At 60.4% G+C, this 26,207-nt stretch carries 24 protein-coding genes; 6 read left to right on the top strand and 18 right to left on the bottom strand.

All coding sequences use genetic code 11. The annotated features are described in order from the left end of the window. Positions 1-10 precede the first annotated feature (10 nt). On the top strand, positions 11-667 hold the full coding sequence (locus tag AX768_RS05895; RefSeq protein WP_061999176.1) for an energy transducer TonB: 657 nt from the start codon (positions 11-13) through the stop codon (positions 665-667). Here AX768_RS05895 and AX768_RS05890 read toward each other — a convergent pair. Beyond that, positions 660-1,748, bottom strand: a complete 1,089-nt coding sequence (locus tag AX768_RS05890) for an NAD(P)/FAD-dependent oxidoreductase (RefSeq protein WP_061999175.1) — start codon at positions 1,746-1,748, stop codon at positions 660-662. The two genes, AX768_RS05895 and AX768_RS05890, sit on opposite strands and share 8 nt — an antisense overlap. Before the next feature lie 198 nt (positions 1,749-1,946). On the opposite strand from AX768_RS05890, the gene AX768_RS05885 reads away from it, so the two are divergent. Continuing rightward, positions 1,947-2,642, top strand: a complete 696-nt coding sequence (locus tag AX768_RS05885) for a GNAT family N-acetyltransferase (RefSeq protein ID WP_061999174.1) — start codon at positions 1,947-1,949, stop codon at positions 2,640-2,642. Between the two features lie 310 nt (positions 2,643-2,952). Further along, positions 2,953-5,367: a glucose/quinate/shikimate family membrane-bound PQQ-dependent dehydrogenase gene (locus AX768_RS05880; protein ID WP_061999173.1), complete on the top strand. Its 2,415-nt coding sequence runs from the start codon at positions 2,953-2,955 to the stop codon at positions 5,365-5,367. A gap of 130 nt (positions 5,368-5,497) precedes the next feature. Here AX768_RS05880 and guaA read toward each other — a convergent pair whose 3' ends face one another. The 5 genes from guaA to AX768_RS05855 all read right to left on the bottom strand — a co-directional run bounded on the left by guaA (position 5,498) and on the right by AX768_RS05855 (position 10,468). Then, positions 5,498-7,078: a glutamine-hydrolyzing GMP synthase gene (guaA, locus tag AX768_RS05875; protein ID WP_061999172.1), complete on the bottom strand. Its 1,581-nt coding sequence runs from the start codon at positions 7,076-7,078 to the stop codon at positions 5,498-5,500. A 166-nt stretch (positions 7,079-7,244) separates the two neighbouring features. Next, positions 7,245-8,042, bottom strand: a complete 798-nt coding sequence (locus AX768_RS05870; RefSeq protein ID WP_061999171.1) for a hypothetical protein — start codon at positions 8,040-8,042, stop codon at positions 7,245-7,247. A gap of 2 nt (positions 8,043-8,044) precedes the next feature. Beyond that, positions 8,045-9,505, bottom strand: a complete 1,461-nt coding sequence (gene guaB, locus AX768_RS05865) for an IMP dehydrogenase (RefSeq protein WP_061999170.1) — start codon at positions 9,503-9,505, stop codon at positions 8,045-8,047. A gap of 199 nt (positions 9,506-9,704) precedes the next feature. Beyond that, positions 9,705-10,037 carry an RnfH family protein gene (locus tag AX768_RS05860; RefSeq protein WP_061999169.1) on the bottom strand — a complete coding sequence of 111 codons (333 nt, stop codon included), beginning with the start codon at positions 10,035-10,037 and terminating at the stop codon, positions 9,705-9,707. Further along, positions 10,034-10,468, bottom strand: coding sequence for a type II toxin-antitoxin system RatA family toxin (locus AX768_RS05855; protein ID WP_061999168.1), 435 nt, complete (start codon positions 10,466-10,468; stop codon positions 10,034-10,036). Before AX768_RS05855 ends, AX768_RS05860 begins: the two co-directional genes overlap by 4 nt. A 99-nt stretch (positions 10,469-10,567) precedes the next feature. Here AX768_RS05855 and smpB point away from each other — a divergent pair, with 99 nt between their 5' ends. Next, entirely contained in the window at positions 10,568-11,017 is a 450-nt protein-coding gene (gene smpB, locus AX768_RS05850) for an SsrA-binding protein SmpB (RefSeq protein WP_061999167.1), read from the top strand. A 92-nt stretch (positions 11,018-11,109) separates the two neighbouring features. Here the strand turns inward: smpB and AX768_RS05845 are convergent, their stop codons facing one another. From AX768_RS05845 to ppsA, 3 genes are all read right to left on the bottom strand, one after another. Beyond that, positions 11,110-12,051 carry an SPFH domain-containing protein gene (locus tag AX768_RS05845; protein ID WP_061999166.1) on the bottom strand — a complete coding sequence of 314 codons (942 nt, stop codon included), beginning with the start codon at positions 12,049-12,051 and terminating at the stop codon, positions 11,110-11,112. Positions 12,052-12,109: 58 nt separating this feature from the next. Continuing rightward, the gene (locus AX768_RS05840; protein ID WP_061999165.1) at positions 12,110-12,538 is read right to left on the bottom strand and encodes an NfeD family protein; all 429 of its coding nucleotides are present in this window, start codon (positions 12,536-12,538) and stop codon (positions 12,110-12,112) included. Between the two features lie 125 nt (positions 12,539-12,663). Then, complete coding sequence (ppsA, locus tag AX768_RS05835; protein WP_061999164.1) at positions 12,664-15,069, bottom strand: phosphoenolpyruvate synthase; 2,406 nt, start codon at positions 15,067-15,069, stop codon at positions 12,664-12,666. A gap of 417 nt (positions 15,070-15,486) precedes the next feature. On the opposite strand from ppsA, the gene ppsR reads away from it, so the two are divergent. Continuing rightward, the gene (gene ppsR / locus AX768_RS05830) at positions 15,487-16,305 is read left to right on the top strand and encodes a posphoenolpyruvate synthetase regulatory kinase/phosphorylase PpsR (protein WP_062000811.1); all 819 of its coding nucleotides are present in this window, start codon (positions 15,487-15,489) and stop codon (positions 16,303-16,305) included. Between the two features lie 54 nt (positions 16,306-16,359). Here ppsR and AX768_RS05825 read toward each other — a convergent pair whose 3' ends face one another. The 5 genes from AX768_RS05825 to fabZ all read right to left on the bottom strand — a co-directional run bounded on the left by AX768_RS05825 (position 16,360) and on the right by fabZ (position 20,405). Further along, the gene (locus AX768_RS05825; RefSeq protein WP_061999163.1) at positions 16,360-17,145 is read right to left on the bottom strand and encodes a TrmH family RNA methyltransferase; all 786 of its coding nucleotides are present in this window, start codon (positions 17,143-17,145) and stop codon (positions 16,360-16,362) included. A gap of 6 nt (positions 17,146-17,151) precedes the next feature. Then, complete coding sequence (rnhB, locus tag AX768_RS05820; RefSeq protein ID WP_061999162.1) at positions 17,152-17,886, bottom strand: ribonuclease HII; 735 nt, start codon at positions 17,884-17,886, stop codon at positions 17,152-17,154. Then, on the bottom strand, positions 17,886-19,052 hold the full coding sequence (gene lpxB, locus AX768_RS05815) for a lipid-A-disaccharide synthase (protein ID WP_062000810.1): 1,167 nt from the start codon (positions 19,050-19,052) through the stop codon (positions 17,886-17,888). Before lpxB ends, rnhB begins: the two co-directional genes overlap by 1 nt. 11 nt (positions 19,053-19,063) lie before the next feature. Continuing rightward, complete coding sequence (gene lpxA, locus AX768_RS05810; RefSeq protein WP_061999161.1) at positions 19,064-19,852, bottom strand: acyl-ACP--UDP-N-acetylglucosamine O-acyltransferase; 789 nt, start codon at positions 19,850-19,852, stop codon at positions 19,064-19,066. Between the two features lie 73 nt (positions 19,853-19,925). Beyond that, positions 19,926-20,405, bottom strand: coding sequence for a 3-hydroxyacyl-ACP dehydratase FabZ (gene fabZ / locus AX768_RS05805; RefSeq protein WP_061999160.1), 480 nt, complete (start codon positions 20,403-20,405; stop codon positions 19,926-19,928). Between fabZ and AX768_RS32630 the strand changes: the two genes are divergently transcribed. Next, the gene (locus AX768_RS32630; RefSeq protein ID WP_143325676.1) at positions 20,377-20,580 is read left to right on the top strand and encodes a hypothetical protein; all 204 of its coding nucleotides are present in this window, start codon (positions 20,377-20,379) and stop codon (positions 20,578-20,580) included. The two genes, fabZ and AX768_RS32630, sit on opposite strands and share 29 nt — an antisense overlap. Here AX768_RS32630 and lpxD read toward each other — a convergent pair. The 4 genes from lpxD to rseP all read right to left on the bottom strand — a co-directional run bounded on the left by lpxD (position 20,577) and on the right by rseP (position 26,200). Continuing rightward, positions 20,577-21,662 (bottom strand): UDP-3-O-(3-hydroxymyristoyl)glucosamine N-acyltransferase, encoded by a 1,086-nt coding sequence (gene lpxD, locus AX768_RS05800; RefSeq protein ID WP_061999159.1) that lies wholly within the window; start codon positions 21,660-21,662, stop codon positions 20,577-20,579. The two genes, AX768_RS32630 and lpxD, sit on opposite strands and share 4 nt — an antisense overlap. Before the next feature lie 56 nt (positions 21,663-21,718). Continuing rightward, the gene (locus AX768_RS05795) at positions 21,719-22,240 is read right to left on the bottom strand and encodes an OmpH family outer membrane protein (protein ID WP_061999158.1); all 522 of its coding nucleotides are present in this window, start codon (positions 22,238-22,240) and stop codon (positions 21,719-21,721) included. A 163-nt stretch (positions 22,241-22,403) separates the two neighbouring features. Then, on the bottom strand, positions 22,404-24,716 hold the full coding sequence (bamA, locus tag AX768_RS05790; protein WP_062000809.1) for an outer membrane protein assembly factor BamA: 2,313 nt from the start codon (positions 24,714-24,716) through the stop codon (positions 22,404-22,406). Positions 24,717-24,814: 98 nt separating this feature from the next. Beyond that, complete coding sequence (gene rseP, locus AX768_RS05785; protein ID WP_061999157.1) at positions 24,815-26,200, bottom strand: RIP metalloprotease RseP; 1,386 nt, start codon at positions 26,198-26,200, stop codon at positions 24,815-24,817. Between the last annotated feature and the right edge of the window lie 7 nt (positions 26,201-26,207).

The following is a 26,207-nucleotide window of genomic DNA, read 5'->3' as shown; positions in this document are numbered from 1 at the left end:
GACGCGACGTTTGAACGTTCTGCTCGATGGTCCGCGCTTCAGGTTGAGCATTGCGCTTCTGATCGCGGTCGCTGCGTGGATGATCCTGCTGACTCATGTCATGAGCCGATTGTCGCAGCCGTCGCCGCAAAGTCCTGTGCAAGAGCCGCCACCCGTGGAGATGCGTCTTGTCGAAATCACGCCGCCTGCTGTGCTCGAGCCCGCGCCTGCCCACAACGAACCCTCAGCGAAACCCCTTCATGCACGGCCGAGTCCAGCGCCAATTCACGCGAGAGAGCCGCGCGTGACACGCTTGCCGGCGATCGAACACGCCATCGACAAGACTGAAGCGCCTCCACATTCCGAGGAACCCGCGCCGTCACCGCCGGCACCGGAGAGCGATAAGTCCGCAGCCCCCGCAAGCTCCACCGCGCGTGTCATCAATCAGCCCATGCCCTCTCTTCCCGATGATCTTCGCGAAGACGCGTATCAAGCTGTGGCGATCGCCCGTTTCGATGTCCATGCGGACGGAAGCGTGGACGTCGAACTATCGAAACCGACGTCCAATCCGCGCCTGAACGCGTTACTGCTGGACGCACTGCGTAAGTGGCGTTTCTTCCCCGCGATGCAGGACGGCCATGCGGTCGAAAGCCATCAGGATGTTCGCGTTCATTTCAACATCAGCTGATGCGCGGCCATGCCGCGTTGTCATCATGCGCTGCACTCGATGTGATCCGCTCGGCCAGTCCCGCGTCGTAGCTCGAATGCACATGGGTGCGCTTCTTGTCGGGGTACGCGTATGTGTACGCCTTTCTCAACGCGAGCGATGCTTCGTGAAACCCCGAGAGAATCAGCTTCTGCTTGTTCGGATAGTTCGCGATATCCCCTACCGCAAAAATCCCCGGCCGCGAGCTCTCGTAGTTCGATGTATCGACATTGACGCGGCCACCCGCGATCTCGATACCCCACTTCGCGATCGGTCCGAGATCTGCAACGAGGCCGTACAGCACCACGAGATGATCGGCATTGATCTGCGCTGCGCCGCCGATCTGTCGGATCTCGATGGACGCGAGCTTGTCATCGAGCATCTGCAGCCCGGCGATCGAGCCGACCATGAACTCCATCTCGCCGGCATCGACCGCACGCCGCATCTGATCGACGCTCGATGCCACCGCGCTAAACCCATTGCGCCGATGCACCAGCACCACGCGCCACGCAAGCTTGCGCAAGGCCAGCGCCCAGTCGAGCGCCGAGTCGCCGCCGCCGGCGACCACGACGGTTTTATCGGCGAAGTCCGCGAGCGCGCGCACGCTGTAATGCACGAATTCATTTTCCAGCGGTGTGGCTTCCGGCAGAGCAAGACGCTGCGGCACGAACGCGCCGTTGCCGGCCGCGAGCATGATGGCGGCGGTATCGAAGACGAGGCCCTGACCTGTTGTCACGGTCCATCGGCCATCGTCGCGTTGGTCGACTGTTTCGACGCGCTGGTTCAGATGGATAGGCGGATCAAACGGACGGCACTGTTCCATCAGCCGGTCGACGAGTTCGCGTGCCGTACATGATGGAACCGCGGGGATGTCGTAGATGGGTTTGTCGGGATACAGCTCGATGCATTGCCCGCCAATGCGCCCAAGCGTGTCCACGATCTGGCACGACAAACCGACGACGCCCGCCTCGAACGCCGCAAAAAGTCCAACGGGACCGGCACCGACAATTAGGACATCGGTGCGGATCGGGGTATCGGTATGGGTGCCGTTCTCGAAGGTCATTCAGTATCCTCTTCTGTGCTGCGTATCAGTGCATTGCGCATGACGACCACCATACAGAAGCAGCAGACGACCGGCAATGAAGGCACTATTGGCAACCGAGATATCGGTAATCAGTTAGCCGTGCAGGGAATATTGCGGGCTGCCTGGTGTTCATGGTAAGACGGCACCCCCCACTAACCTTAAAAGGAGCTTCGCTTAGTGCATCCTCTCGACAATCCGGCGTGGAACGCGCTCACCACCTTGCAACGCTCGGTCAGCTCGGGCAATGAATTGGCTCGCCGCTTCGAACCGTCCATATCGCCCATCGCAGCGGTCATGAATTCCGCCGATCCGGCTTGCTGGAGCGCACTGGCCGAAGTTGTAGGCGCCGGTTCGCTGGTTGGCGTTTTCGCCATCGACAAGGACGCGCCGCCCGAAGACTGGACTGTCGACTGGCGCTACACCTTCGCGCAGATGACATGCACGAGGGCGAGTTTCAAGGCACCCGCACGCGCGGCTGCTCACCCGTCAATGCGCGTACTCACCCTCGCCGATGGCAACGCCATGGTCGAGCTCGCCGCGCTGGCGCAGCCCGGCCCGATGGAAGCTCGAACGGTCACACTAGGCCGGTATCTCGGCATTTTCGATGACGACGACAAGCTCATTGCAATGGCTGGGGAGCGGATGCGGCTCGACGGCGCAACCGAGGTAAGCGGCGTATGCACGCATCCTGAGCATCGAGGCAAGCGCTATGCGCAGCTACTGAGCGCGGCAATCACGGAGACCATCCTCGAGCGTGGCGACACCGCGTTTCTTCACGTGAGAGACGGAAACACCGGCGCAGCCAGCGTGTATGAAAAGCTCGGATTCGGAGTCCGCGCCGTGTTCGATATTGCCGCAGTCACGAAGCGCTAGACGCGCAACCTGACCCGTGCCCCCGGCTCGATGTGACCCTCCGGGCATGATGATTGCTGGGCAGCGCTTGTTTCTATAAAAGTCATATCCATGCGCATCGCCGAAATTTCGACTTTTTTGAAAGCTTGCGCGCCCCGCCCGGGCGCTCCGCCGATATGTATGCCTTTCGCGTCGCCATGTTCGACGGCGCGATAGCCGCATCAAGTCGATCCGGCATAGCGTATTCCACACCGGTTACCCTTCCCGTCATGCAATTTCCTTGGCACCGTTCTGCCAAGAACCGCTAGAGGCTACAACCCGAGGTGCGTAAATGAACACGAACTCTCCGGCAGCGCGATCCCCTGTCGCGTCATCTCCCATCGTAAAGTGGCTCACCATTGCGTTTTTGTTGCTGTCGGGGATTTACCTCGTGGCAATGGGTATCTGGCTGATCGCAATCGGAGGGTCGCCTTATTACGTGATCGCCGGACTTTTCATGCTGGCGGTCGCTTATCTCGTCTGGCGACGAAGCACATCGGCGCTTTATCTTTATGCGCTGCTGCTCTTTGGCACATTGATATGGGCGGTCATCGAGGCGGGGTTCGACTTTTGGGCGCTGGCGCCGCGCCTGGACGTACTGGTTATCGCCGGCGTCTGGCTGTTGCTTCCATTCACCTATCGCCTGTTTGCGACGCCCGTAAAGAAAGGCGGCCTGACGCTCGCTGCAGCGGTGGTGCTTAGCGGCATCGCCCTTGCATATGCCGCGTTCAACGATCCGCAGGAAATCGACGGCACCGTGCAGGCGCAGGCAGACAGCGCGCCGGCAGCGGCCGCCTCCCGGCCGGGCGATTGGCTCGCCTACGGCAATACACAAGCTGGAACGCGATATTCGCCGCTCACGCAGATCAACAGCAAGAACACGGGCACCTTGAAAGAGGCCTGGACGTTTCGCACCGGCGACATGAAAGGGCCGAACGATCCGGTCGAGATAACCAACGAAGTGACACCGCTGGCAGTCGATGGAACGCTGTTCTTCTGCACGCCCCATCAGATTGCGATCGCGCTGGATGGAGCGACAGGCAAGGAGAAATGGCGTTTCAACCCGGACCTCAAGCCTGATCCCAGCTTCCAGCACGTAACATGCAGAGGCGTCTCCTACCACGAGACCGCCGCCGCATCGCAGGCGCGCGAGACCAGCAGCGCAGCGGCCCTGCCCGCGTGCTCGCGCCGGATCATCCTCCCGGTGAACGATGGCCGCCTGTTCGAACTCGATGCCGCCACCGGTCAGCGCTGTGCCACCTTCGCCGAAAACGGCGTGCTCGATCTGCAGCATCTGCAGCCGGTCAAGACCCCTGGTCAGTATGAGCCCACGTCGCCGCCGATCATTACATCGAAGGTCATCGTCGTTGCGGGTGCCGTCACCGACAACTATGGAACGCGCGAGCCGTCCGGCGTGATACGCGGATTCGATGTGGACACGGGCAAACTTCTTTGGGCGTTCGATCCCGGCGCGTCCAACCCCAACGCAATTCCTGGCGACCAGCATAGTTACACGATGAACTCGCCGAACTCATGGGCTCCCTCAGCCTACGATCCGAAACTCGATCTCATCTATCTGCCGATGGGCGTAACGACCCCCGACATCTGGGGCGGCCATCGCACGCCTGATCAGGAGCGCTACGCGAGCGGACTGCTTGCGCTGAATGCAACGACAGGCAAGCTTGCCTGGTTCTATCAAACCGTCCACCACGACTTGTGGGACATGGACCTGCCGGCGCAGCCGACCATCGCCGACATCAAGGACAGCAGCGGCAACATCATCCCCGCGATCTATGCGCCGGCCAAGACGGGCAACATCTTCGTGCTCGACCGGCGCACCGGCAAGCTGATCGTGCCCGCACCGGAGCAACCGGTGCCGCAAGGCGCGGCTACGGGTGATCACGTGTCGCCGACCCAGCCATTCTCCGATCTCACGTTCAGGCCGAAGAAGAACCTGACCGGCGCGGACATGTGGGGCGCGACGATGTTCGACCAACTCGTGTGCCGCGTGATGTTCCATCGTTTGCGTTATGAAGGACCGTTCACGCCGCCTTCTGAGCAAGGAACGCTGGTGTTTCCTGGGAATCTCGGCATGTTCGAGTGGGGCGGACTTGCCATCGATACAGACCGGCGCATCGCTATCGCCAATCCGATCGCGCTGCCTTTCGTCTCGCGGCTCATTCCACGCGGGCCTAAAAATCCGATAGAGCCTCCCGCCTCCGGCCAGAGTGGTACGGGCACCGAAACCGGCGTCCAGCCGCAATATGGCGTGCCGTTTGGAGTGACGCTGAACCCGTTCCTGTCACCGTTGGGATTGCCGTGCAAGCAACCTGCGTGGGGTTATGTATCGGCGGTCGATCTGGGCACGAATGCGGTGATCTGGAAGAAGCGCATCGGCACGACGCGTGACAGCTCGCCCATCCCGATCCCGTTCAAGATGGGCATGCCGATGCTCGGCGGTCCAGTCACGACGGCGGGTCACGTGTTCTTTATCGGGGCGACGGCGGACAACTATCTGCGCGCGTTCAATACCGATACCGGCGAGCAGCTATGGGAAGCTCGCCTGCCTGCGGGAGGCCAGGCGACGCCGATGACGTATGAGGCCGGTGGTAAGCAGTACGTGGTCATCGCGGCTGGTGGTCATGGGTCGTTCGGGACCAAGCTGGGCGATTACGTGATGGCTTATGCGTTGCCGGATAAGCAGTGAGATGGGACTGCGCGCGATGCCGGGGGGCGTCGCGCGTTATAGCCAAACGATAGACTAAAGCTGCAGCCTAACTTCTATAGGTGTCCATTCCACTTTATGGCGAAAGAGATGCTGCTGAAAACTTCGAAGCTCACTCCCACTCAATCGTCGCCGGCGGTTTCCCCGAAATATCATAAACAACGCGATTGATCCCGCGAACCTCATTGATGATCCGGTTCGAAACATGCCCGAGCAGCTCATGAGGCAGATGCGCCCATTGCGCGGTCATGAAGTCCAGCGTCTGCACGGCGCGCAAGGCGACCACATACTCATAGGTGCGCCCATCGCCCATCACGCCGACGCTTTTCACCGGCAGGAACACCGCGAAAGCCTGGCTCGTCAGCTCATACCATGACTGGCCCGATTCCTTATCGAACGTATTCCTCAACGTTTCGATAAAAATCGCATCCGCGTGACGCAACAGATCCGCGAACTCGCGCTTCACTTCGCCAAGAATCCGCACACCCAGCCCCGGACCCGGGAACGGATGCCGATAAACCATCGCTGGCGGCAGTCCAAGCTTCACGCCCAGCTCGCGCACCTCATCCTTGAACAACTCGCGCAACGGCTCCAGCAGCTTCAGGTTCAACGTCTCCGGCAAACCACCCACGTTGTGATGGCTCTTGATCGTGTGACCCTTCTTGCCCTTGCCCGCCGACTCGATCACGTCGGGATAAATCGTCCCCTGCGCGAGCCACTTTGCATCTTTCAGCTTGTTTGCTTCCGTCTGGAACACTTCCACGAACTCAGCACCAATGATCTTCCGCTTCGCTTCGGGATCGTTGACACCGGCAAGCTTCGACAAGAACACTTCGCTGGCATCGACGTGAATCACCTTCACGCCAAGGTGATCGGCGAACGTCGTCATGACCTGCTCGGCCTCGTTCAACCGCAACAAGCCGTGATCGACGAACACGCACGTCAGTTGCGCGCCAATCGCGCGATGCAACAGCGCCGCGGCCACCGACGAATCCACGCCGCCCGACAACCCGAGGATCACGTGTTCGTCGCCGACCTGGGCGCGGATCTTCTCGACGGCTTCATCGATGTAATGACCCATCTCCCAATCCGGCCGCGCTGCGCACAGTTCCAGCACGAAGCGATCGAGCATCGCGCGGCCCTGCACCGTATGCGTGACTTCCGGATGCCACTGCAGGCCGTAGAAATGGCGCTCGTCGTCGGCCATGGCCGCGATCGGGCAAGCCGGCGTCGATGCCATCAGCTTGAATCCCAAAGGCATGTCGGCCACCTTGTCGCCGTGGCTCATCCACACTTTGAGCATGCCGTGACCTTCGGCCGTCTGGAAATCTTCGATGCCGTTCAGAAAACTCGTATGGTTATGCGCACGCACTTCCGCATAGCCGAATTCGCGCACATTGCCGAGTTCGACCTTGCCGCCGAGCTGTTCGGCCATGGTCTGCATGCCGTAGCAAATGCCGAGGACCGGCACACCGAGATCGAACACGACTTGCGGGGCGCGCGGCGAATTCAGCTCGGTCACAGAGTTGGGTCCGCCCGACAAGATGATGCCCTTCGGCGCGAACTCGCGAATGAACGCTTCATCGACGTCGTACGGATGGATCTCCGAATACACGTGCGATTCGCGGATGCGCCGCGCAATCAGTTGGGTGACTTGGGAGCCGAAATCGAGAATCAGGATCTTGTCGTGCATGGCAGCGGCCAGAAGGCGAGTGAGCGGAAACGGTTGGCAAAACAGAAACGCGAAGCGGCGGGAACGGTGTCCCGCGCGTCGCGTCGCGCAGAAATATCAACGGCCGGCGTCTGACGCCGCTCGTCTTTGGAAACACTTGGAGCGGCACAGTTGCCGCTCACGACGTTCAATGCGGATCGCGGCGAATCGTGGCGCCCGTCACCGGATCGATGGCTTGTCCGGTCACCGGGTCGATTGCCCGGCCGGTCTCGGGATCGATCTTGTGACCGCTGCTTACCGGCTCGAACGCGCGGCCGGTCACAGGATCGAGCGAACGGCCCGTGGCCGGACCGATGGCATGTCCCGTGGCCGGATCAAACGCTGCATTCGCCGCAGGCCGGGCTGACGAAGACGGCCGCACCGCTTCACCCACGACAGGCTCCGTGTCCCAGCGCGGGTTTGCCGGCGCAACGGGATCCGACGTCATGGGCGGCCGAACGGGCGTGCCCGCAGCACGCTCTTCAGCACGCGTCTTCGCTGCCTGCTTCTCGGCACGCTCGGCAGCAGCCGCACCGGCAATCGCCGCGCGTTCACGCCGCCGCACGGCGCCGGAGAGCCGGACGCTGCCAAGCCCCAATATCAGCAACGCGGCGCCGATCAGCGCGCCGAGCAACTGCCCGAAGCCGGTCACGTCCGACATCCGGAGCCCGAGCCACACAATCAGTATCAGGCCCGACAACCACTCCACATGCCCTGAAACCCTCGCCGCGGTCGCAGTGAGAGCGCCATCGATGGCCGCGTGAAACCCGAGCCACGCAAACCCGATCAGCGCCACACCCAGCAACTGGCCGATCAGAGGCGGCTGCACGCGCACGAGATGCATCGATTCCCACAAGGATCCCCATGGGCTCAGCAAAAACAGCACGCCAAACGCGAGGAAGATCAGTGCATTGACGACAAGTACAACGCGCAGCAGCGGTTTCATGGTCAGTCCACGTGGTAGTTGGGGGCTTCCTTCGTGATCTGGACGTCGTGCACGTGCGACTCGCGCATGCCGGCGCCCGTGATCTGGACAAACTCGGCCTTGTCGTGCATTTCGCCGATATTGCGGCAACCGCAATATCCCATGCTCGCCCGCACGCCGCCAATGACCTGGAACAGGATCGCATTGACCGAGCCCTTATAGGCGACCCGCCCTTCGATCCCTTCGGGCACCAGCTTGTCGATGTTCGCCGAGTTGTCCTGGAAGTAGCGATCCGCCGCGCCGTCCTTCATCGCGCCGACCGAACCCATGCCGCGATACGCCTTGTACTGGCGACCCTGGAACAGGAACACGTCGCCCGGGGACTCTTCCGTGCCAGCCAGCATGCTGCCCATCATCACGGCGTCCGCGCCGGCGGCAAGCGCCTTGCTGACATCGCCGGAAAAACGCACTCCGCCGTCCGAAATCACCGGCACGCCCGAACCGCGCAATGCATCCGATACATTCGCCACCGCCGTGATCTGCGGCACGCCGACGCCGGCCACGATTCGCGTGGTGCAGATCGACCCCGGGCCGATACCCACCTTCACGCCGTCCGCGCCGTATTCCACGAGCGCCTTGGCCGCCGCGGCCGTGGCGATATTCCCGCCAATCACTTCAATGTGCGGATAGTTCTGCTTCACCCAGCGCACGCGTTCGAGCACGCCCTGGCTATGGCCGTGCGCCGTGTCGACTACGATCACGTCCACGCCCGCCGCCGACAGCAGATCCACGCGTTCTTCGTTTTCCGGACCGACACCGACTGCCGCGCCGGCGCGCAGCTTGCCGTGTTCGTCTTTACAGGCGTCCGGGTGTTCGGTTTGCTTGGTGATGTCCTTGACCGTCATCAGGCCGCGCAATTCAAACGCGTCGTTGACGACCAGCACCCGCTCCAGCCGATGGCTGTGCATCAGCGCCTTGGCTTCTGCGAGCGGCGTGCCTTCCTTGACCGTCACGAGCCGCTCGCGCGGCGTCATGATCTTGCGCACTTCGTCGTCGAGACGTTCTTCGAAGCGCAAATCCCGGTTTGTCACAATACCGATCAACTGCGGCCCTTCGACCACCGGGAAACCGGAAATGCCGTGCTGTTGCGTCAAGGCGATCACATCGCGCACTTTCATTTGCGGCGGAACGGTGATCGGATCGCGCACGACGCCGGATTCGAAACGCTTTACCTTCGCGACTTCGCGGGCCTGTTCGGCTGATGTGAGATTCTTGTGGATGATGCCGACGCCGCCGAGCTGGGCCATCGCGATTGCGAGCCGGCCTTCGGTGACTGTGTCCATGGCAGCGGACAACAGGGGCATATTCAGGGAAATCTTGCGGGTTACCTGAGTTTTCAGGCTGGTGTCGCGCGGGAGCACGTTGGAAAACGCGGGCACGAGGAGCACGTCATCGAACGTGAGTGCTTTCTGGATCAGACGCATGGCAAATCCTATGGGCGCAAAACCGAATTATACCGATAGTTCCCCGGATTTTCACTGCCCGAACAGCGGCTTAGGTCGCGTTTGACCTCTGCAGTGCAATTTATGGGCCTCGGCACTCACGCCGCCTTTTCACTTTTTCGCTCGACTCAGGTTCGATCGAAGTTCGGTTTTGCGGAAGACCCGAGATGACGCGCTGCGCTCAGCGGGCTTCCTTTCGCGTCCAGCGCCGCCCTTCTATGGATCCGCCGCGTCGTGTCTTTTCAACCCGCCGTTGCCGCGCGACCTTGGGATCGACCTTCAGCGGCCGATAAATCTCCACACGATCAAGATCCGCAAGCACGACATCCAACGATTGAATTTTCCCGAAGACACCAACTTTCAGCACCCCGAGATCGATCTCCGGAAAACGGGCCAGCAGCCCGCTCGCATCGATAGCCTCCTGCACCGTCACGCCCTCAGCCAGCGAAAGCGCGCATACCGCCCCCTTGCCGTCCGGCAACGCGTAGCAAACCTCAATGGAAAGGTTCGTCACTTCCCATACCGCTGGTCGGCGCGCTTCACGAACGAATCCACGAACGTGTGCGCAATGTGACTGAAAACAGGCCCGATGATCTTCTCGAGAATGATGTTCGAAAATTCGTAGTGCAGCGCGAACTCGATCTTGCAGGCGTCCGCCCGCAACGGCGTGAAGCGCCAATATCCGGTGAACTTCTTGAAAGGCCCGTCGAGGAACTCCATATCGATACTGGTCGGGCGCGTTTGCACGTTACGCGTCGCGAAATGCTGCTTGATACCCTTGAAATTGATGTGGATCTTCGCTTCCATGCTGTGCTCGTCGTGGCGGCCTACCTCCACGCCGCCACACCAGGGCAAGAAATTCGGGTAATCGGGGACATCGGTGACGAGGTCGAACATCTGCTCAGCAGAATGTCGGATCAATACAGTTTTCTGAACATCTGCCATAAAGGGCGCAACGCGTGGCAAGAGTGGGAAGCTTTGCGGGCTTTACCGGGCCCGCGCTGCTAAAATCAGGATTTTAAACGAGTTGGGCACTTTTCATTCATGAGCATCATCGACAACAGAAAAGCCTTCTTCGATTACTTCATCGAAGATCGCTACGAGGCGGGGCTCGTGCTGGAAGGGTGGGAAGTCAAGGCCCTCCGGGCTGGCCGCGGCCAGATCAAGGAAGGCTACGTCATCATTCGTGACAACGAGCTGTTCCTGATCGGCGCGCATATCAGCCCATTGCCCGAAGCCTCGACCCACATCCATCCGGATCCGGTCCGCACGCGCAAGCTGCTGCTGCATAGCGAAGAAATTTCCAAGCTCATCAGCAAGGTCGAGCAAAAAGGCCACACGCTCGTGCCGCTGAACTTTCACTACAAAGGCGGCCGCGTGAAGTGCGAAATCGGGCTTGCCAAGGGCAAGAAGCTCCACGACAAGCGCGAAACCGAGAAGAAGCGCGACTGGGAACGCGAAAAAGCGCAAATCATGCGCGGCGCCAAGCATTGATCGAGGGCGTGCGCATGGCTGTCAGTATGGCAAAACAAAAAGGGCGTCGACTGGTTGAGTCGACGCCCTTTTGCATTCAGCCACAGTAAAAATCAGCTTTTGCGGATCACGCTACCCGGCGCGGCATCGCCCTTGATGATGGTCAGCGCGGACGCGATCATGGAACTCATCTCCGATAAATTCCCCGGCACGATCAGCGTATTGCCCTGCTTCGCAATGTTTCCGAACGCGGTGACGTATTGCTCGGCGACCTTCAGGTTCACCGCTTCCATGCCGCCCGCCGTCTGGATCGCCGCACCGATTTTCTCGATCGCCTGAGCATTTGCAACGGCCACCGCCAGGATTGCCGAAGCCTCGCCTTCTGCCTGGTTGATCTGCGCCTGGCGCTCGCCTTCGGACTTGTGAATGGCCGCTTCGCGCGCGCCCCAGGCAATGTTGATCTGCTCCTGCTTGCGACCTTCGGACGCAGCGATCACCGCCCGCTTCTCACGTTCCGCCGTGATTTGCGCCTGCATTGCGTGGAGAATCTCCTTGGGCGGGGTCAAATCCTTGATCTCGTAACGCAGCACCTTTACGCCCCAGTTTGCGGCTGCCTGATCGAGCGACGTGACAATACTGTGGTTGATGTAGTCGCGCTCTTCAAAGGTCTTGTCGAGTTCCAGCTTGCCGATGACCGAACGCAGCGTGGTCTGCGACAACTGCGTGATGGCATAGATGAAGTTGCTCGATCCGTACGATGCCTTCATGGCGTCGGTGACCTGAAAATACAGCACGCCATCCACCTGAAGCTGCGTGTTGTCGCGCGTGATACAAACCTGGCTCGGCACTTCAAGCGGGATCTCCTTGAGCACGTGCTTGTAGGCCACCCGATCGATAAACGGCAGCACGATCGTCATGCCCGGCGTCAACGTCGCGTGATAACGCCCCAGCCGCTCGAGCACCCAGGCATGTTGCTGCGGCACGATCTTGATCGTCTGCGCAGCAATCGCAATAACGATGATCAACAAAATTGCCCCGATGATAGTCACGTCCATCTCCACTCCTTAACAATGCATGTCCTGCTGATAAAGGCTTGAACCCCGGTCCAACATCTCAGCGCTTGGCAGCCACAACCAGTGTGTTGCCGGAAAACGCCGTGATCCTGTAGAGCTGCGCACCTTCCGTTTCCCCCGGCGCCAGTTCTATATCCCACTCGGCGCCGCGATACATCGCCCGCGCGCGGCCTTCGTGCCATTCGTTGACCTTCAACGTCTCGCCAATGTCCAGGTTCACGCCCGGATCATGCGATGCGTCCCGGCGCGCAGGACGCCCGAGCTTCGAACGCCGCAACACGGCTCCCGCGATCACCGCGACCAGCGCGGCCACGAGCAATTCGATCTCAAGTCCCGCTCCCACCAGATGCGCGATCCCGCCCGCCACAAATCCAAGCGCGATCATCAATAGATAAAACGTGCCCGACATCAACTCGAGCAAGACGAGCGCGCCGGCGCCGATCCACCAGAAAAATCCGTTAGCAGCCATTGCCTACCTCCTGACCCGCTCCAAACAAAAACACCCCGGATGGTGTCCGGGGTGTTATAGCACGCTTACGGTTTTGAAAGCTTGATAAGAAGCCTTCTTGCCGATCGCGCGACCTGCCTGCAGCCTTACTTGTTCAACGCCTTCGCAAGCGTCTTCCACGTGTCGATGATCGTATCCGGATTGAGCGACATCGACGCGATGCCTTCCTTCGCAAGCCATTCAGCAAGGTCCGGATGATCCGAAGGACCCTGACCACAGATACCCACGTACTTGTTCAGCCGCAAACATGTTTCGATAGCGCGCTTCAGCATGAACTGCACAGCGGGATCGCGTTCATCGAAATCGACTGCGAGCAACTCCATGCCCGAATCGCGGTCCAGGCCCAGCGTGAGCTGCGTCAGGTCGTTCGATCCGATCGAGAAGCCGTCGAAGAATTCAAGGAACTCTTCAGCAAGGATCGCGTTCGACGGAATCTCGCACATCATGATCAGGCGCAGGCCGTTCACGCCGCGCTTGAGACCGAACTTCTCCAGCAGTCCAACAACCTTCTCGGCCTGCTTCAAGGTCCGCACGAACGGCACCATGATCTCGACGTTGTCGAGGCCCATCTCTTCGCGCACCTTCTTCAGCGCAATGCATTCCATCTGGAAGGCTTCAGCGAAGTCCTCCGAGATATAACGCGAAGCGCCACGGAAGCCGAGCATCGGGTTTTCTTCGTCCGGCTCGTAACGCGAACCGCCGATCAGCTTCTTGTACTCGTTCGACTTGAAGTCGGACAGGCGCACGATCACCGGCTTCGGATAGAACGCCGCGGCAATCGTCGCGATGCCTTCCGTCAGCTTGTCGACATAAAACGCACGCGGCGATGCATGACCGCGTGCGACGCTTTCCACAGCTTTCTTCAAATCGGCATCGATATTCGGATACTCGAGAATCGCCTTCGGATGCACGCCGATGTTGTTGTTGATGATGAACTCGAGCCGCGCCAGGCCCACGCCTGCGTTAGGCAGATGCGAGAAGTCGAAAGCCAGTTGCGGGTTGCCGACGTTCATCATGATCTTGACCGGAATCTCGGGCAATTCGCCGCGCTCGACTTCGGTTATTTCGGTTTCCAGCAGGCCGTCGTAGATCTTGCCTTCGTCGCCTTCCGCGCACGACACCGTCACCAACTGGCCTTCTTTCAGGAGATCGGTAGCATCGCCGCAACCGACGACTGCCGGCACACCCAGCTCACGCGCGATGATGGCCGCGTGACACGTGCGTCCGCCGCGATTCGTCACGATCGCCGATGCACGCTTCATCACCGGTTCCCAGTTCGGGTCGGTCATGTCCGCCACCAGCACGTCGCCGGGCTGGACGCGATCCATCTCGGACGGATCGTGAATCACGCGCACGGGACCCGCGCCGATCTTCTGGCCGATGGCCCGACCCGTTGCGAGCACGTTCGACTGGCCCTTCAACTTGAAGCGCATTTCAGCCTTGCCCGCGTTCTGGCTCTTCACCGTTTCAGGACGTGCCTGCAGGATGAAGATCTTGCCGTCGCGGCCGTCCTTGCCCCACTCGATATCCATTGGACGCTGATAATGCTTTTCGATGATCACCGCGTACTTCGCGAGCTGGATCACGTCTTCGTCGGTGATGGAAAAACGGTTGCGCTGCTCGTGCGATACGTCGACCGTCTTCACGCGACCGGCTTCACCGGCCTTCGTGAATTCCATCTTGATGAGCTTCGAGCCAATCGAGCGGCGGATGATCGGGTACTTGCCCTGTTCGAGCGTGGTCTTGAAGACGTAGAACTCGTCCGGATTCACGGCGCCCTGCACGACCGTTTCGCCAAGACCGTAGCTCGACGTGATGAACACGGCGTCCTTGAAACCCGACTCGGTATCGAGCGTGAACATCACGCCGGCTGCGCCCACGTCCGAGCGAACCATGCGCTGCACGCCTGCCGACAACGCCACTTCAGCATGCGTGAAACCCTTGTGCACGCGGTACGAAATGGCACGGTCGTTATACAGCGATGCGAACACGTGCTTCATGCGATCGAGCACTTCGTCGATGCCGACCACGTTCAGATAGCTTTCCTGCTGACCTGCGAACGATGCGTCCGGCAAGTCTTCGGCGGTCGCCGACGATCGCACGGCAAACGACAGTTCTTCCGGGGAGCTCGCCTGAAGTGTGTCGAAGCCTTTGCGGATCAGTTCTTCGAGGCGCGGCTGCATTGGCGCGTCGACGATCCATTGACGAATCTCCTTGCCTGCTTCAGCCAAGGCTTTTACATCGTCTACGTCGAAGAGTTCAAGACGTTTGGCGATGCGCTCAGTCAGGTCGTTGTGATGCAGGAAGTCGCGAAATGCCTGCGCCGTGGTCGCAAAACCAGTCGGCACCTGCACGCCGGCTTCGGCGAGCTGGCTGATCATTTCGCCGAGTGAGGCATTCTTGCCGCCGACAATGTCGACGTCGGTCATTCGCAACTGCTCGAATGGAACTACATACGCCTGGTCCTTTGCAACGTTAGCTTCGTTAGTCATACAAGCCCCTAAGGTGGATGGAATTCACGATCATGCAAGTGGGCTCGATGCGGCCGCGTTGATTGGCAACGCGTACCGCAACCTGCATAACCTGTTTGATAAGCAACCGCATAAGACTTCCTGAGCCACGATGACGGTTCGGCCGAACTCGCCGCCACCAATCAAATTTGCTTTGAAAACCGAACAATTTCGCCCAGAACACGCGATCTATACGTAACTTCGTGCAATTCTCGGGCAGAACGTTCGCAATTGCTTATCGAACAGGTTGCCGCTATTCTACCGTGATGGCTCTCGAAATGTTCTATTGCGGGGCATAAATCCGCTGCGCAATGAGACCCTTCACACGTGTTACGTGTGGCGACGCACATCGGCGATAATCGCCTCATTCTTTCACGTCATTCAACGCTCACCACGCCGATGCCGCCAACCGTATTTATCGTTTCAGATGGCACCGGGATCACTGCCGAAACCTTCGCGCACTCGATCCTCTCCCAGTTCGATCAAAAGTTCCGGCTCGTGCGCGTGCCGTTCGTCGACTCCACGGACAAGGCGCATGCGACCATCGCGAAGATCAACGAGGCTGTTTCCCTCGATGGCCGCCGTCCGATCGTATTCACCACGCTGGTCGACAGCGAGTCCAACGAGATCGTGCAGCGTTCGAACGCGCTGGTGCTGAACATGTTCCAGACGTTCATCGAGCCGTTGGAAATCGAACTCGACATCAAGTCCACGCATGCAATGGGCCGCGTTCACCAGAACGCCGACACGGACGAGTACAAGAACCGGATCGAGGCGATCAACTTTTCGCTCGCGCATGACGATGGCCAGTCGAACCGCAACCTGGAAGATGCCGATGTCATCCTGGTCGGCGTATCGCGCAGCGGCAAGACGCCGACCTCCTTGTACCTGGCAATGCAGTACGGCGTGAAAGCGGCCAACTATCCGCTGATCCCGGAAGACTTCGAGCGCGGCCGGTTGCCGACGCCTTTGCTGCCGTATCGGGAAAAGATGTTTGGTTTGTCGATCGATCCGCAGCGGCTGGCCGAGATCCGCAACGAGCGCCGCCCGGGAAGCAAGTACGCCGCGCTGGAAAATTGCCGCTACGAAATCAACGAAGCCGAAGCGATGATGAAGCGCGAAGGCGTCAAGTGGTTGTCATCGACGCACAAGTCGATCGAGGAAATCGCCACCACGATCTTGCAGGAGATTCGCCTGGAGCGGCCTTCGTATTATTAGCAGGCGGCGACCTTCAGCAAAAAGCCGTTTCAACCTGCGTTGAAACGGCTTTTTTTATACGCGTCGCTGCCGGCACTGCTCGAAGATGCACACCGCCGCAGCCGCCGCCACATTCAGCGACTCCATGCCACCGGGCTGTGGGATCGTCACGCGCAACGCCGCATGATCGCGCCAGAACGTCGAAACGCCCGCGCCTTCATTGCCCATCACCCAGGCCAGCGGGCCGGACAAATCGGTGTCGTAGAGCGCCTTCGCGCCGTGCGAATCGGTGATGGTAACCCGCACTTCGGGTTCGAGCCGCGACCGCAGATCCGCTGCCTCGACATCCTCATAGACGTTCAGCAGGAAATGCGCGCCCATGCCGGCGCGCAAGACCTTCGACGACCATGCGTACACCGTTCCCGGCGCACAGAACACGTGCTGGATCCCCGCCGCCGCCGCGCTCCGCAAGATGGAACCGACATTTCCGGCATCCTGAACCCCATCGAGCACGATGCAGGTTTGATCCACACGCACAGGCAAAACCGGCGCAATCCGGTCAACCAGCAACACCATGCCCACGCCGTGCACGACACCCGACAATTGCCCGAACAAGGCATCGGGCAACGTATGGACCCGTGTGGGATCGATGCGGGCAACGATCTCGCGCGCTTCATCGTGCTGCAACGCGCCTTCGGTCACCACGCAAGTCTCGGGCTGTCCGGCCGCTTGCAGATAGGCATCGGCGAGATGCAGGCCTTCCAGCAGCGCATGGCCGCTGCGGCGCTGCTGCGCCGTCGACCCGGCGAGCGCCTTCAACCGCTTGTAAAGCGGGTTGTCCCGCGAGGTTATGGATTTCACTTGGATTTAAAACGGAGGTGCGTCGATACCTGGCTCGGCACTGGCCGCCGCAGCAGCGGCTGCCGCGAGCAACTCCGGCGCGACGGGTGGCAGCACCACGCCAAATCGCGCATGCGCTTCGCGCACAGGCGCAAAAGAACGCCGATGATGCTCGCAAGGCCCATGGTCGAGCAGCGCCTTCAGATGCTGCGGCGTGCCGTACCCGGCGTGAGCATTGAAGCCGTACACGGGGTGTGTATCGTGCAATTGGAGCAGCATGCGGTCACGCGTGACCTTGGCCAGAATCGATGCCGCCGATATCTGCGCAATCAGCGCGTCGCCGCCGATGACGGCAACGGAACGCATCGACAAAGTCGGGCACCGGTTGCCATCGATCTTCGCGACCGTCGGCGTGACCGACAGCCCTTCGACCGCGCGTTTCATGGCGAGCATGGCGGCGTGCAGAATGTTGATGGTGTCGATTTCCTCGACACTCGCCGATGCCACGCAATACGCCAGCGCGCGATCGATGATCTTCTCGTACAACTCCTCGCGCTTCTTGGCACTCAGCACTTTCGAGTCATCGAGGCCGCGAATCTTCGGTTTCGACGGATCGAAGATCACTGCCGCCGCAACCACCGGGCCGGCGAGCGGACCACGGCCGGCTTCGTCGACACCGCAAATGATGTCGGACGGGGAATCGAAGTCGAACTCCGGCTGATTCGCGCGCCTGACCACGCCCTTTACGACGATCTTAGCCATTACCGCGGCCTCCTCGTTTCCAGCACCTGCGCCACAGCCTCCGACGCCCGTTGCGCCGTATTCTGACGCAATACATGATGCATTTCGGTGAAGATTTCTGTGAGTGTCGCGCGGTTTGCGTTGTCGTTCAACTGCTTGAGCGTTGCATCGGCGAGCGCTTCGGGCGTGGCGAAATGCTGCAGGATCTCCGGCACGACAAAACGCCCCGCCAGAATATTCGGCAAGCCGACATACGGCAGATAACCCTGGCGCTGCATGATCTGGCCAGTCAGCCAGGGCACCTTGTACGAGATCACCATCGGCTTTTTCAGCAATGCCGCTTCGAGCGTCACCGTGCCGCTCTTGACCAGGATGGCGTCGGCGGCTGTCATCGCGACCTGGGCCTTGCCTTCCGTGATGGTCAACGCCAGATCCGGATGCGCCGCCACGAGCGGTTGCAGCAGTTCGCGCAACGCGGCGGTCGCCGCCGGCATCACGAATCGCACGCCGGGTTCGCGTTGCTGCATCAGCGCCATTGCATCGAAAAACGTCGGGCCGATCAGCGTAATCTCCGAGCGCCGGCTACCTGGCAACACGGCGATGATCGGACCACCCACGGTCAGACCCAGTTCGCGGCGGGCGGCATCGACGTCGGGGACGAGCGGGATTTCGTCGGCAAGCGGATGGCCCACATAAGTGGACGCTATGCCCGCCTTTTCCATCAGCGCCGGTTCAAACGGAAACACGCACAGCATGTGATCGACGGCTTTGACGATCTTCTTGATCCGCCCGCCGCGCCACGCCCAGATCGACGGACACACGAAATGCACGGTCGGAATGCCGGCATCGCGCAACGCGTGTTCGAGACCAAAATTGAAATCAGGCGCATCCACGCCGATAAACACAGATGGCGGCTCGGCAAGCAACTGGCGCTTGAGCTCGTTGCGAATGCCGAGGATCTCGGGAATGTGCTTGAGCGCTTCCACATAGCCGCGGACGGTCAGCTTCTCCAAGGGCCAGTGGGCATCGAAACCGGCGGCCGTCATGCGCGGACCCCCAATGCCGCTGAACCGCGTACCCGCAGGCAAGCGCGCGTTCAGGCCGTCGAGCAGCGACGCGGCCAGCAAGTCACCGGACGGCTCGCCGGCGACCATCGCAACACGCAAGGGTGCGGGCGTGAGCGTCATCGGGCGCTCGGTCAACGGATGATGCCGCGCTGCGACGCGTCGATAAAATCAGCGAAAGCGGTGACCGGCGCATCGCCGTCGCCGCCTGCGGAAGCGAGTTCGCGCAACTGCATCTTCGCTTCTTCGAGCGTCGCGCCGCTCTTGTAGACCAGCCGATACGCCGAGCGCAGCGCCGAGATGGCTTCGGCCGAAAAACCGCGCCGACGCAGTCCTTCAACGTTGATGCCATGCGGTTCGGCCTTGTTTCCGGCCGCGATCACGAACGGGGGAATGTCCTGCACGAGCGCCGAAGCGCCGCCCAGCATGGAATGCGCGCCAATCCGCACGAACTGATGCACGCCCGACATGCCGCCGACGATCGCGTAATCGCCGATGATCACGTGGCCCGCAAGCTGCGCGTTGCTCGACATGATGATGTTGCTGCCCAACTGGCAGTCGTGACCGACGTGCACGTAGGCCATGACCCAGTTGTCGTCACCGATGGTGGTCACGCCCGTGTCCTGCATCGTGCCCGTGTGAATGGTCGTAAATTCGCGAATGGTATTACGATCGCCAATCACGAGCCGCGTGGGCTCGTCCTTGTACTTCATGTCCTGCGGCCGGCCGCCGACCGACGCGTAATGGCCGATGCGGTTATCGCTGCCGAGCACCGTATGGCCTTCAATCACGCTATGCGAGCCAATGGTCGTACGTGCACCGATCTGCACGTGCGAGCCTACGATCGCGTACGGACCGACTTCGACGGATTCGTCGAGCTGCGCGCCCGGTTCGATGATCGCGGTAGGGTGAATCTTGCTCATGCGCCCTCGCTATGTGTTCTGCTGCCTGTTCGCCGCGCCGATGGCGCCTTTTGCACTGATTGCGCGGCCGGCATCATTTTGGCTCGGTAGCCGTGTTCTTGATCGTGCACATCAGCTCGGCCTCGGCTGCAACCGCGCCGTCGACTTCAGCAACCGCGCTGAACTTCCAGATGCCGCGCATGTAGCGCTCGAAATTCACGTTCAGGATCAACTGATCGCCTGGTTCGACCACGCGCTTGAAGCGCGCCTTGTCGATACCGACGAAGTAATAGAGCGTCGTTTCCGGATCATGCGGCGCTGTTTCACCATCTTCGACAAAAGTCAGCAGCGCCGCAGCCTGTGCGAGCGCTTCGAGAATCAGCACGCCAGGCATTACCGGTCGCGTCGGGAAATGGCCCTGGAAATAGGGCTCGTTGATCGACACGTTCTTGAGCGCTTTGATGCTCTTGTGCGGCGTGAGTTCGAGCACGCGATCCACGAGCAGGATCGGATACCGATGCGGCAGCAGCGTGAGGATCTTGTGAATGTCTAAATTGATTTTGTCGGTGCTCATAGTCGTTCTGCTCGCGCGCTTCACAGCGCGGGTGTTGACTGCGAAGGCGCTCGTGGATTTCGTCTCGGGCGACTTCGCGTGGGATGGCGGTTTTTACCGTCTTGGTGTGTGTCCGAAGTGCTTTCCAGTTCGCCGCCACGGCTCGCCGTACAGCTTGTGGTATGGCTCGCTTTAGGGCTTGTCTTGAAGCTTCTCAGCCGCCGTTTCCAGCGTCTTGATACGCTCGCGCAGCTTGTCCAGATTCCGGACAATGGCAGCGCTCTTGTTCCAGTCCGCATGATTCACAGCGGGAAATGCGCTGGTGTACATGCCGGGTTTCAGCAGGGATTTCGACACGCCCGACTGCGCCGTGACGATCACGTAGTCCGCCAGCGTGACGTGGCCGGCGATGCCCACCGCGCCGCCGATCATGCAATGCCGCCCAATGTTCGTGCTGCCCGCAATGCCGGCGCAGCCCGCAATCACCGTATAAGCGCCGATCCGGCAGTTATGTCCGATCTGCACCAGATTATCGATCTTCACGGATTCTTCGATGATCGTATCGGCCATTGCGCCACGATCGATAGTGGTGTTTGCGCCGATCTCCACATCATTGGCGATAACCACCGCGCCGACTTGCGGAATCTTCACCCAGCTCCCAGTGCGCGCTTCGCCGTCGCCAACGAAGTCCGGCGCAAAACCGAAGCCGTCCGCTCCGATCACCGCGCCCGCATGCACGATCACGCGCGCGCCAAGCTTGCAGCCATGATAGACGGTCACGTGAGGATACAAATGCACGTCGTCCGCGAGCCTGACGCCCTGTCCAATCGAAACGCCCGCGTCCAGCTTAACGCGCTCGCCAATCACCGCGCCCGCTTCCACGCTCACATGCGGCCCGATCACAGCACTCGCCGCGACTTTCGCCGCTGGATGAACAAACGCCGTGGAATGTACGCCCGGTTCGACCGGAGGCGTCGCGAGGTCGATGAAGACCTGCGCCACCCGGGCGAAATAAGCGTAGGGATTCGGTGTGACGATAAAGTTGCGCCCTTCCGGCGACGCCACTTTTTCCAAATCGGCCGGCGAGATCAGCACCGCTCCCGCGCGTGTACTCTCAACCTGCGACAAATACTTTTGGTTCGCAAGAAACGCTAGTTGCTCGGGCCCTGCTTTATCGAGCGGCGCGAGGCCGTTCACGCGATGCCCGGCATCGCCCGCTATGTCTCCGCCGAAGCGCTGTGTCAACTCACTTAACGTGATTGCGCTGTTTGATGCCATCCGCTATACCGCTCCAAATCAGTGCAAATTCAGTGACTCGATTGACTATTTGACGATCAGTTCGATGTGCCGGCGCCCGGGTTGGTCGACAGGCTCGACTGATTCGCCGCCAACGCCTTCAGCACTTGATCCGTGATATCGATACGCGGACTGACATACACCGCTTCTTGCACGATCAGGTCGTAATGCTGCTGCTCGGCAATCTGCTTGATGACCTTGTTGGCCCGGTCAAGCACACCCGCGAGTTCCTCGTTGCGGCGCTGGTTCAGGTCTTCCCGAAACTCGCGCTGCTTGCGCTGGAAATCCTGGTCCAGTTGCGACAGGTCACGCTGTTTGGCAGCACGGTCCGCCGGGGCCATGGCCGCGCCGTTCTTGTCCATGGCGTCCGACATGGTCTTTAAACGCGCGGCCATGTCCTGCAACGCCTTGTCGCGCTTCGAAAACTCTTGTTCGAGCTTCGACTGCGCCGCCTTGGCCGCCGCCGACTCGCGCAGGATGCGATCGGAATTGACGGCTGCAATCCGGGCCTCTTGCGCGTCTGCGGTAGCCACGCCCGTCAGTCCGAACGCCACCGACATCAGGAGTGCCAGTGCCACATGTTTCGAAAGCTTACCGGTTCGCAAAGTCTTCCTCACGTTACTTATTTACGTCGCTTGATTTACGTTTGCTGCGAAATCCATTTCGTCTCGACCCGGTTTCCGCCGCAGCGCAACCCGGGTCGCGAAAAGTGTTCCCACGGTATTAGAAGGCCGTACCAATCTGGAACTGGAACTTCTGATACTGGTCGCCTTCATGTTTCTGCAGCGGGAAACCCAGGCTCAGCTTGAGCGGACCAATTGGCGAGATCCACGCCAGACCCACACCATAACCGTATCGCAGGCCATTTGCGCCGGTGGTCGTACCGCCCTGACCCGGATCGCCCCAGACGTTACCACCGTCAAGGAACGTGAACACGCGCAACGTGCGGTCGTAACCCGTGCCCGGCAACGGGAACGTCAACTCGATGTTACCCACCGCCATGCGTGAACCGCCGATCGGATCGCCCGTGATTGTGTCGCGCGGACCGAGCGAGCTTGGTTCATAACCCCGGACCGAACCAATACCACCTGCATAGTAGTTCTTGAAAATCGGGTACGTCTGGCCCTTCAGGCCCTTACCGTATCCGCCTTGCAGGTTCAGGCCCAGCACGAAGCCGCGAGCGAACGAATAGTAATACTGCGCCTGCGCGTCCACCTTGACATAGGTGGTGTTACCCGCGGGCGTGCCGTACTCGGCGTTCGTCTGCGTGTAGTACCCGCGGCTCGGGACCAGCGCGCTGTCCCGATTGTCGCGCGACCAGCCCACCGTCACCGGCACGTTGTTCACGACGCGGCCGAATTCGTTGACGTAGTCCTTGTAGCTTTGCGGCGTCGATGCATCCACATCCAGCGTGTTCTGCTCGAGGCCCGCGCCGAAGTAGACCGTGTCCTGCTCGGAGAACGGAATGCCGAACTTCAGGTCGCCACCAATCGTCACGATCTTGAAGCTCGAATCGGTCGAGTAATACAGCGGCTGATACGTGCGGTAGTACAAGTCGGTAATACGCTTGATACCGTCGATGGTGAAGTACGGATCGACCTGCGTCACCGTCAACGTTCGATACGTCTTGGCCGTATTGACGTTGACCGAAAGGCTGGTACCCGAACCGAACACGTTGTCCTGCGACACGCCGGCCGACAGCACGACCTTGTCCGTCGATGAGAAACCGGCGCCGAGCGTAATGGCGCCAGTCGGCTTTTCAGCGACCTTCACGTCCACGTCCACCTGGTCGTTCGTGCCTTCGACAGGCGTGGTCGTCACATCGACGTCGGTAAAGTAACCGAGACGGTTCACGCGGTCCTTCGAGAGCGCAAGGCGGCTCGAGTCGAACCACGAGCTTTCGAGCTGACGCATTTCGCGGCGCACGACTTCGTCACGCGTGCGCGTATTGCCGACGATGTTCACGCGGCGCACATACACGCGGCGGCTCGGATCCACGTTGAGCGTCAGGTCGACGGTGTGATTGGCCTGATTGATCTGCGGCTGGGCATTGACCTGGGCGAACGCATAACCGTATTCGCCCAGCTTGTCGACGATCGCCTTGGTGGTCGCCTGCAGCTTCTCAGCCGAGAAACGATCGCCTGGTTTGATCTTGACGAGCTTGTTCAACTCGGCCTGACGGTCGAGCAGATTGCCCGAAAGCTGGATGGCGCTGATCTTGTAAGGCTCGCCTTCGTGCAGCGAAACCGTGAGATACATGTCCTTCTTGTCCGGCGAGATCGACACCTGCGTCGAGTCGATGTTGAACTCGAGATAACCGCGATTCAGGTAGTACGAACGTACGTTTTCGAGGTCGCCCGTGAGCTTTTCCTTCGCGTACAAGTCGTTCTTCGTGTACCACGAGAACCAGTTCGGCGTGGACAGCTGCATCTCGTCGCGCAGCGTGCTCGTGCTGATCGCCTTGTTGCCGATGAAGTTGATCTGGCGGATCTTCGCGCTCGGACCTTCAGCCACCGAAAACAAGATCTGCACACGGTTGCGGTCGACCGGCGTGACCGTGGTCGTGACTTCCGCTGCATAGAAACCGCGCGTCAGATACTGGCGCTTGAGTTCCTGTTCAGCTTTGTCAACGAGCGCCTTGTCGTACGAGCGGCCTTGCGACAAGCCGACCGAGCGCAGTGCCTTGATCAGGTTGTCTTTTTCGAACTCGTGGATGCCGGAGAAATCGATCTGCGAGATAGCCGGACGTTCCTGCACCTGCACGACCACCACGTTGCCCTGTGTTGCAACCTGGACGTCGTTGAAGAAGCCCGTTGCGTAAAGCGCCCGAATCGCTTCGGAGGCTTTGTCGTCGGTGAACGTGTCGCCCTGCTTGATGGGTAAGTAGGCGAAAACCGAGCCGGGTTCGATGCGCTGAAGGCCGTCAATCCGGATGTCCTGCACGACAAACGGCGTTGTCGCGTGCGCCGCCATGCCGGTAGCGGCCAATGCTGCGGCCACAGCCGACTTAGGAACAAAGCGATGAGGTTTGAACAACGTGCTTCCCCAGTGTGTATAGCTGCATCTAGCCGGACCGCGTTCGTTCAAGCGCCGCCGGACAAGATGAAAAGGATCAATGTGAATCGGAAACCGGATCAAAAGCGAATCAACCGAGCGAGGTCGTTAAAGAGTGCAATCGCCGACAAGGCAACGATGCAGACAAGACCCGCTCGCTGCAAAACCATTTGCCAGCGATCAGACACGGCTTTGCCAGTTGCGGCTTCAACCAAATAATATAACAGATGCCCACCGTCAAGAACCGGAATCGGTAACAAGTTCAACACTCCGAGGCTAATACTCACGAGTGCCAGGAAGGACAGAAACGCTGACAAGCCAAGGCGCGCGCTTTTGCCTGCATAGTCCGCGATTGTCACGGGACCCGAAAGATTCTTGAGCGAGGCTTCGCCCGTGATCATCCGGCCGAACATGCGCAGCGAATAGATGCTGATGTCCCAGGTGCGTTTCACGCCGAGCTGCAGGCTCTCGATGGGACCGTAGCGCACATCGACCGAAGGAATGCGCGTGGCAAGCGACGCGCCGATACGGCCGACGTTGCGGTTCGTACTTGCATCGGCCTTGAGTTCCGGCACGATCTGCACGGCGCGCTGCGCGCCGTTGCGCTCGACCGTCAACGAAACCGGCGTCCCCGGACGATGCTGGACATAGTCGATGAAGCCTATCGCGTTGTCGATCTTCTTGCCATCGATTGCGCGCAGTACATCGCCCGCCTGAAGACCCGCTTTCGCGGCCGCGCTACCCGCTTCCACGCCCGCCACCGATAACGTGCCGCCGCCCGGTTCGAAGCCGAGCTTGTCCATGAAGTCCTGATCGATGTCCTGGTCGTCGACCTTGCCCACCGTCACAGGAAAATCGAACGTACCTTCGCTCGTCTTGGCCGCGAGCACGACGCGGCGCTGGTCGAACGATGCATCGAGCAGCTTCCAGCGCAGGTCGGACCATGACCGGATCGGCAACGTGTCACCAGTCGCACCGCCGCCGGGCGTCATGTCGCGCATCGAAACGACTGTCTCGCCGCCTTCGAAGCCGGCTTTCGCGGCCACGGTGCCGGCTGCCGGCGTGGCGAGGATCGCCGCCGGCTCGGACACGCCTGCGGCGAACACGCCAGCAAACAGAAGAATGGCGAGAATGAAGTTGAAGACCGGGCCCGCCGCAACAATCGCGATGCGCTTGAACACGGACTGGCGGTTGAACGCGTGCGGCAGATCGGCTTCGGGAATGGTCGCGTCCGACTCCCGTTCGTCGAGCATCTTCACGTAGCCGCCAAGCGGCAACGCCGAGATCGTCCACTCGGTGCCAGTGGTCTTGCTGACCCATTTCACGAGCGGCTTGCCAAAGCCGACCGAAAATCGCAGGACCTTCACGCCGCACAGCCGTGCGACGCTGAAATGGCCAAATTCGTGGACGACGACCAAGACGCCGATGGCCACGACAAACGCAACGATTTCAGTCAGGAAGTTCATGTCCGTC

Source organism: Burkholderia sp. PAMC 28687, assembly GCF_001577465.1.
Classification (GTDB): domain Bacteria; phylum Pseudomonadota; class Gammaproteobacteria; order Burkholderiales; family Burkholderiaceae; genus Caballeronia.
The sequence above is the reverse complement of the archived record's forward strand: the minus strand, read 5'-3'. Positions and strand labels throughout refer to the sequence as shown.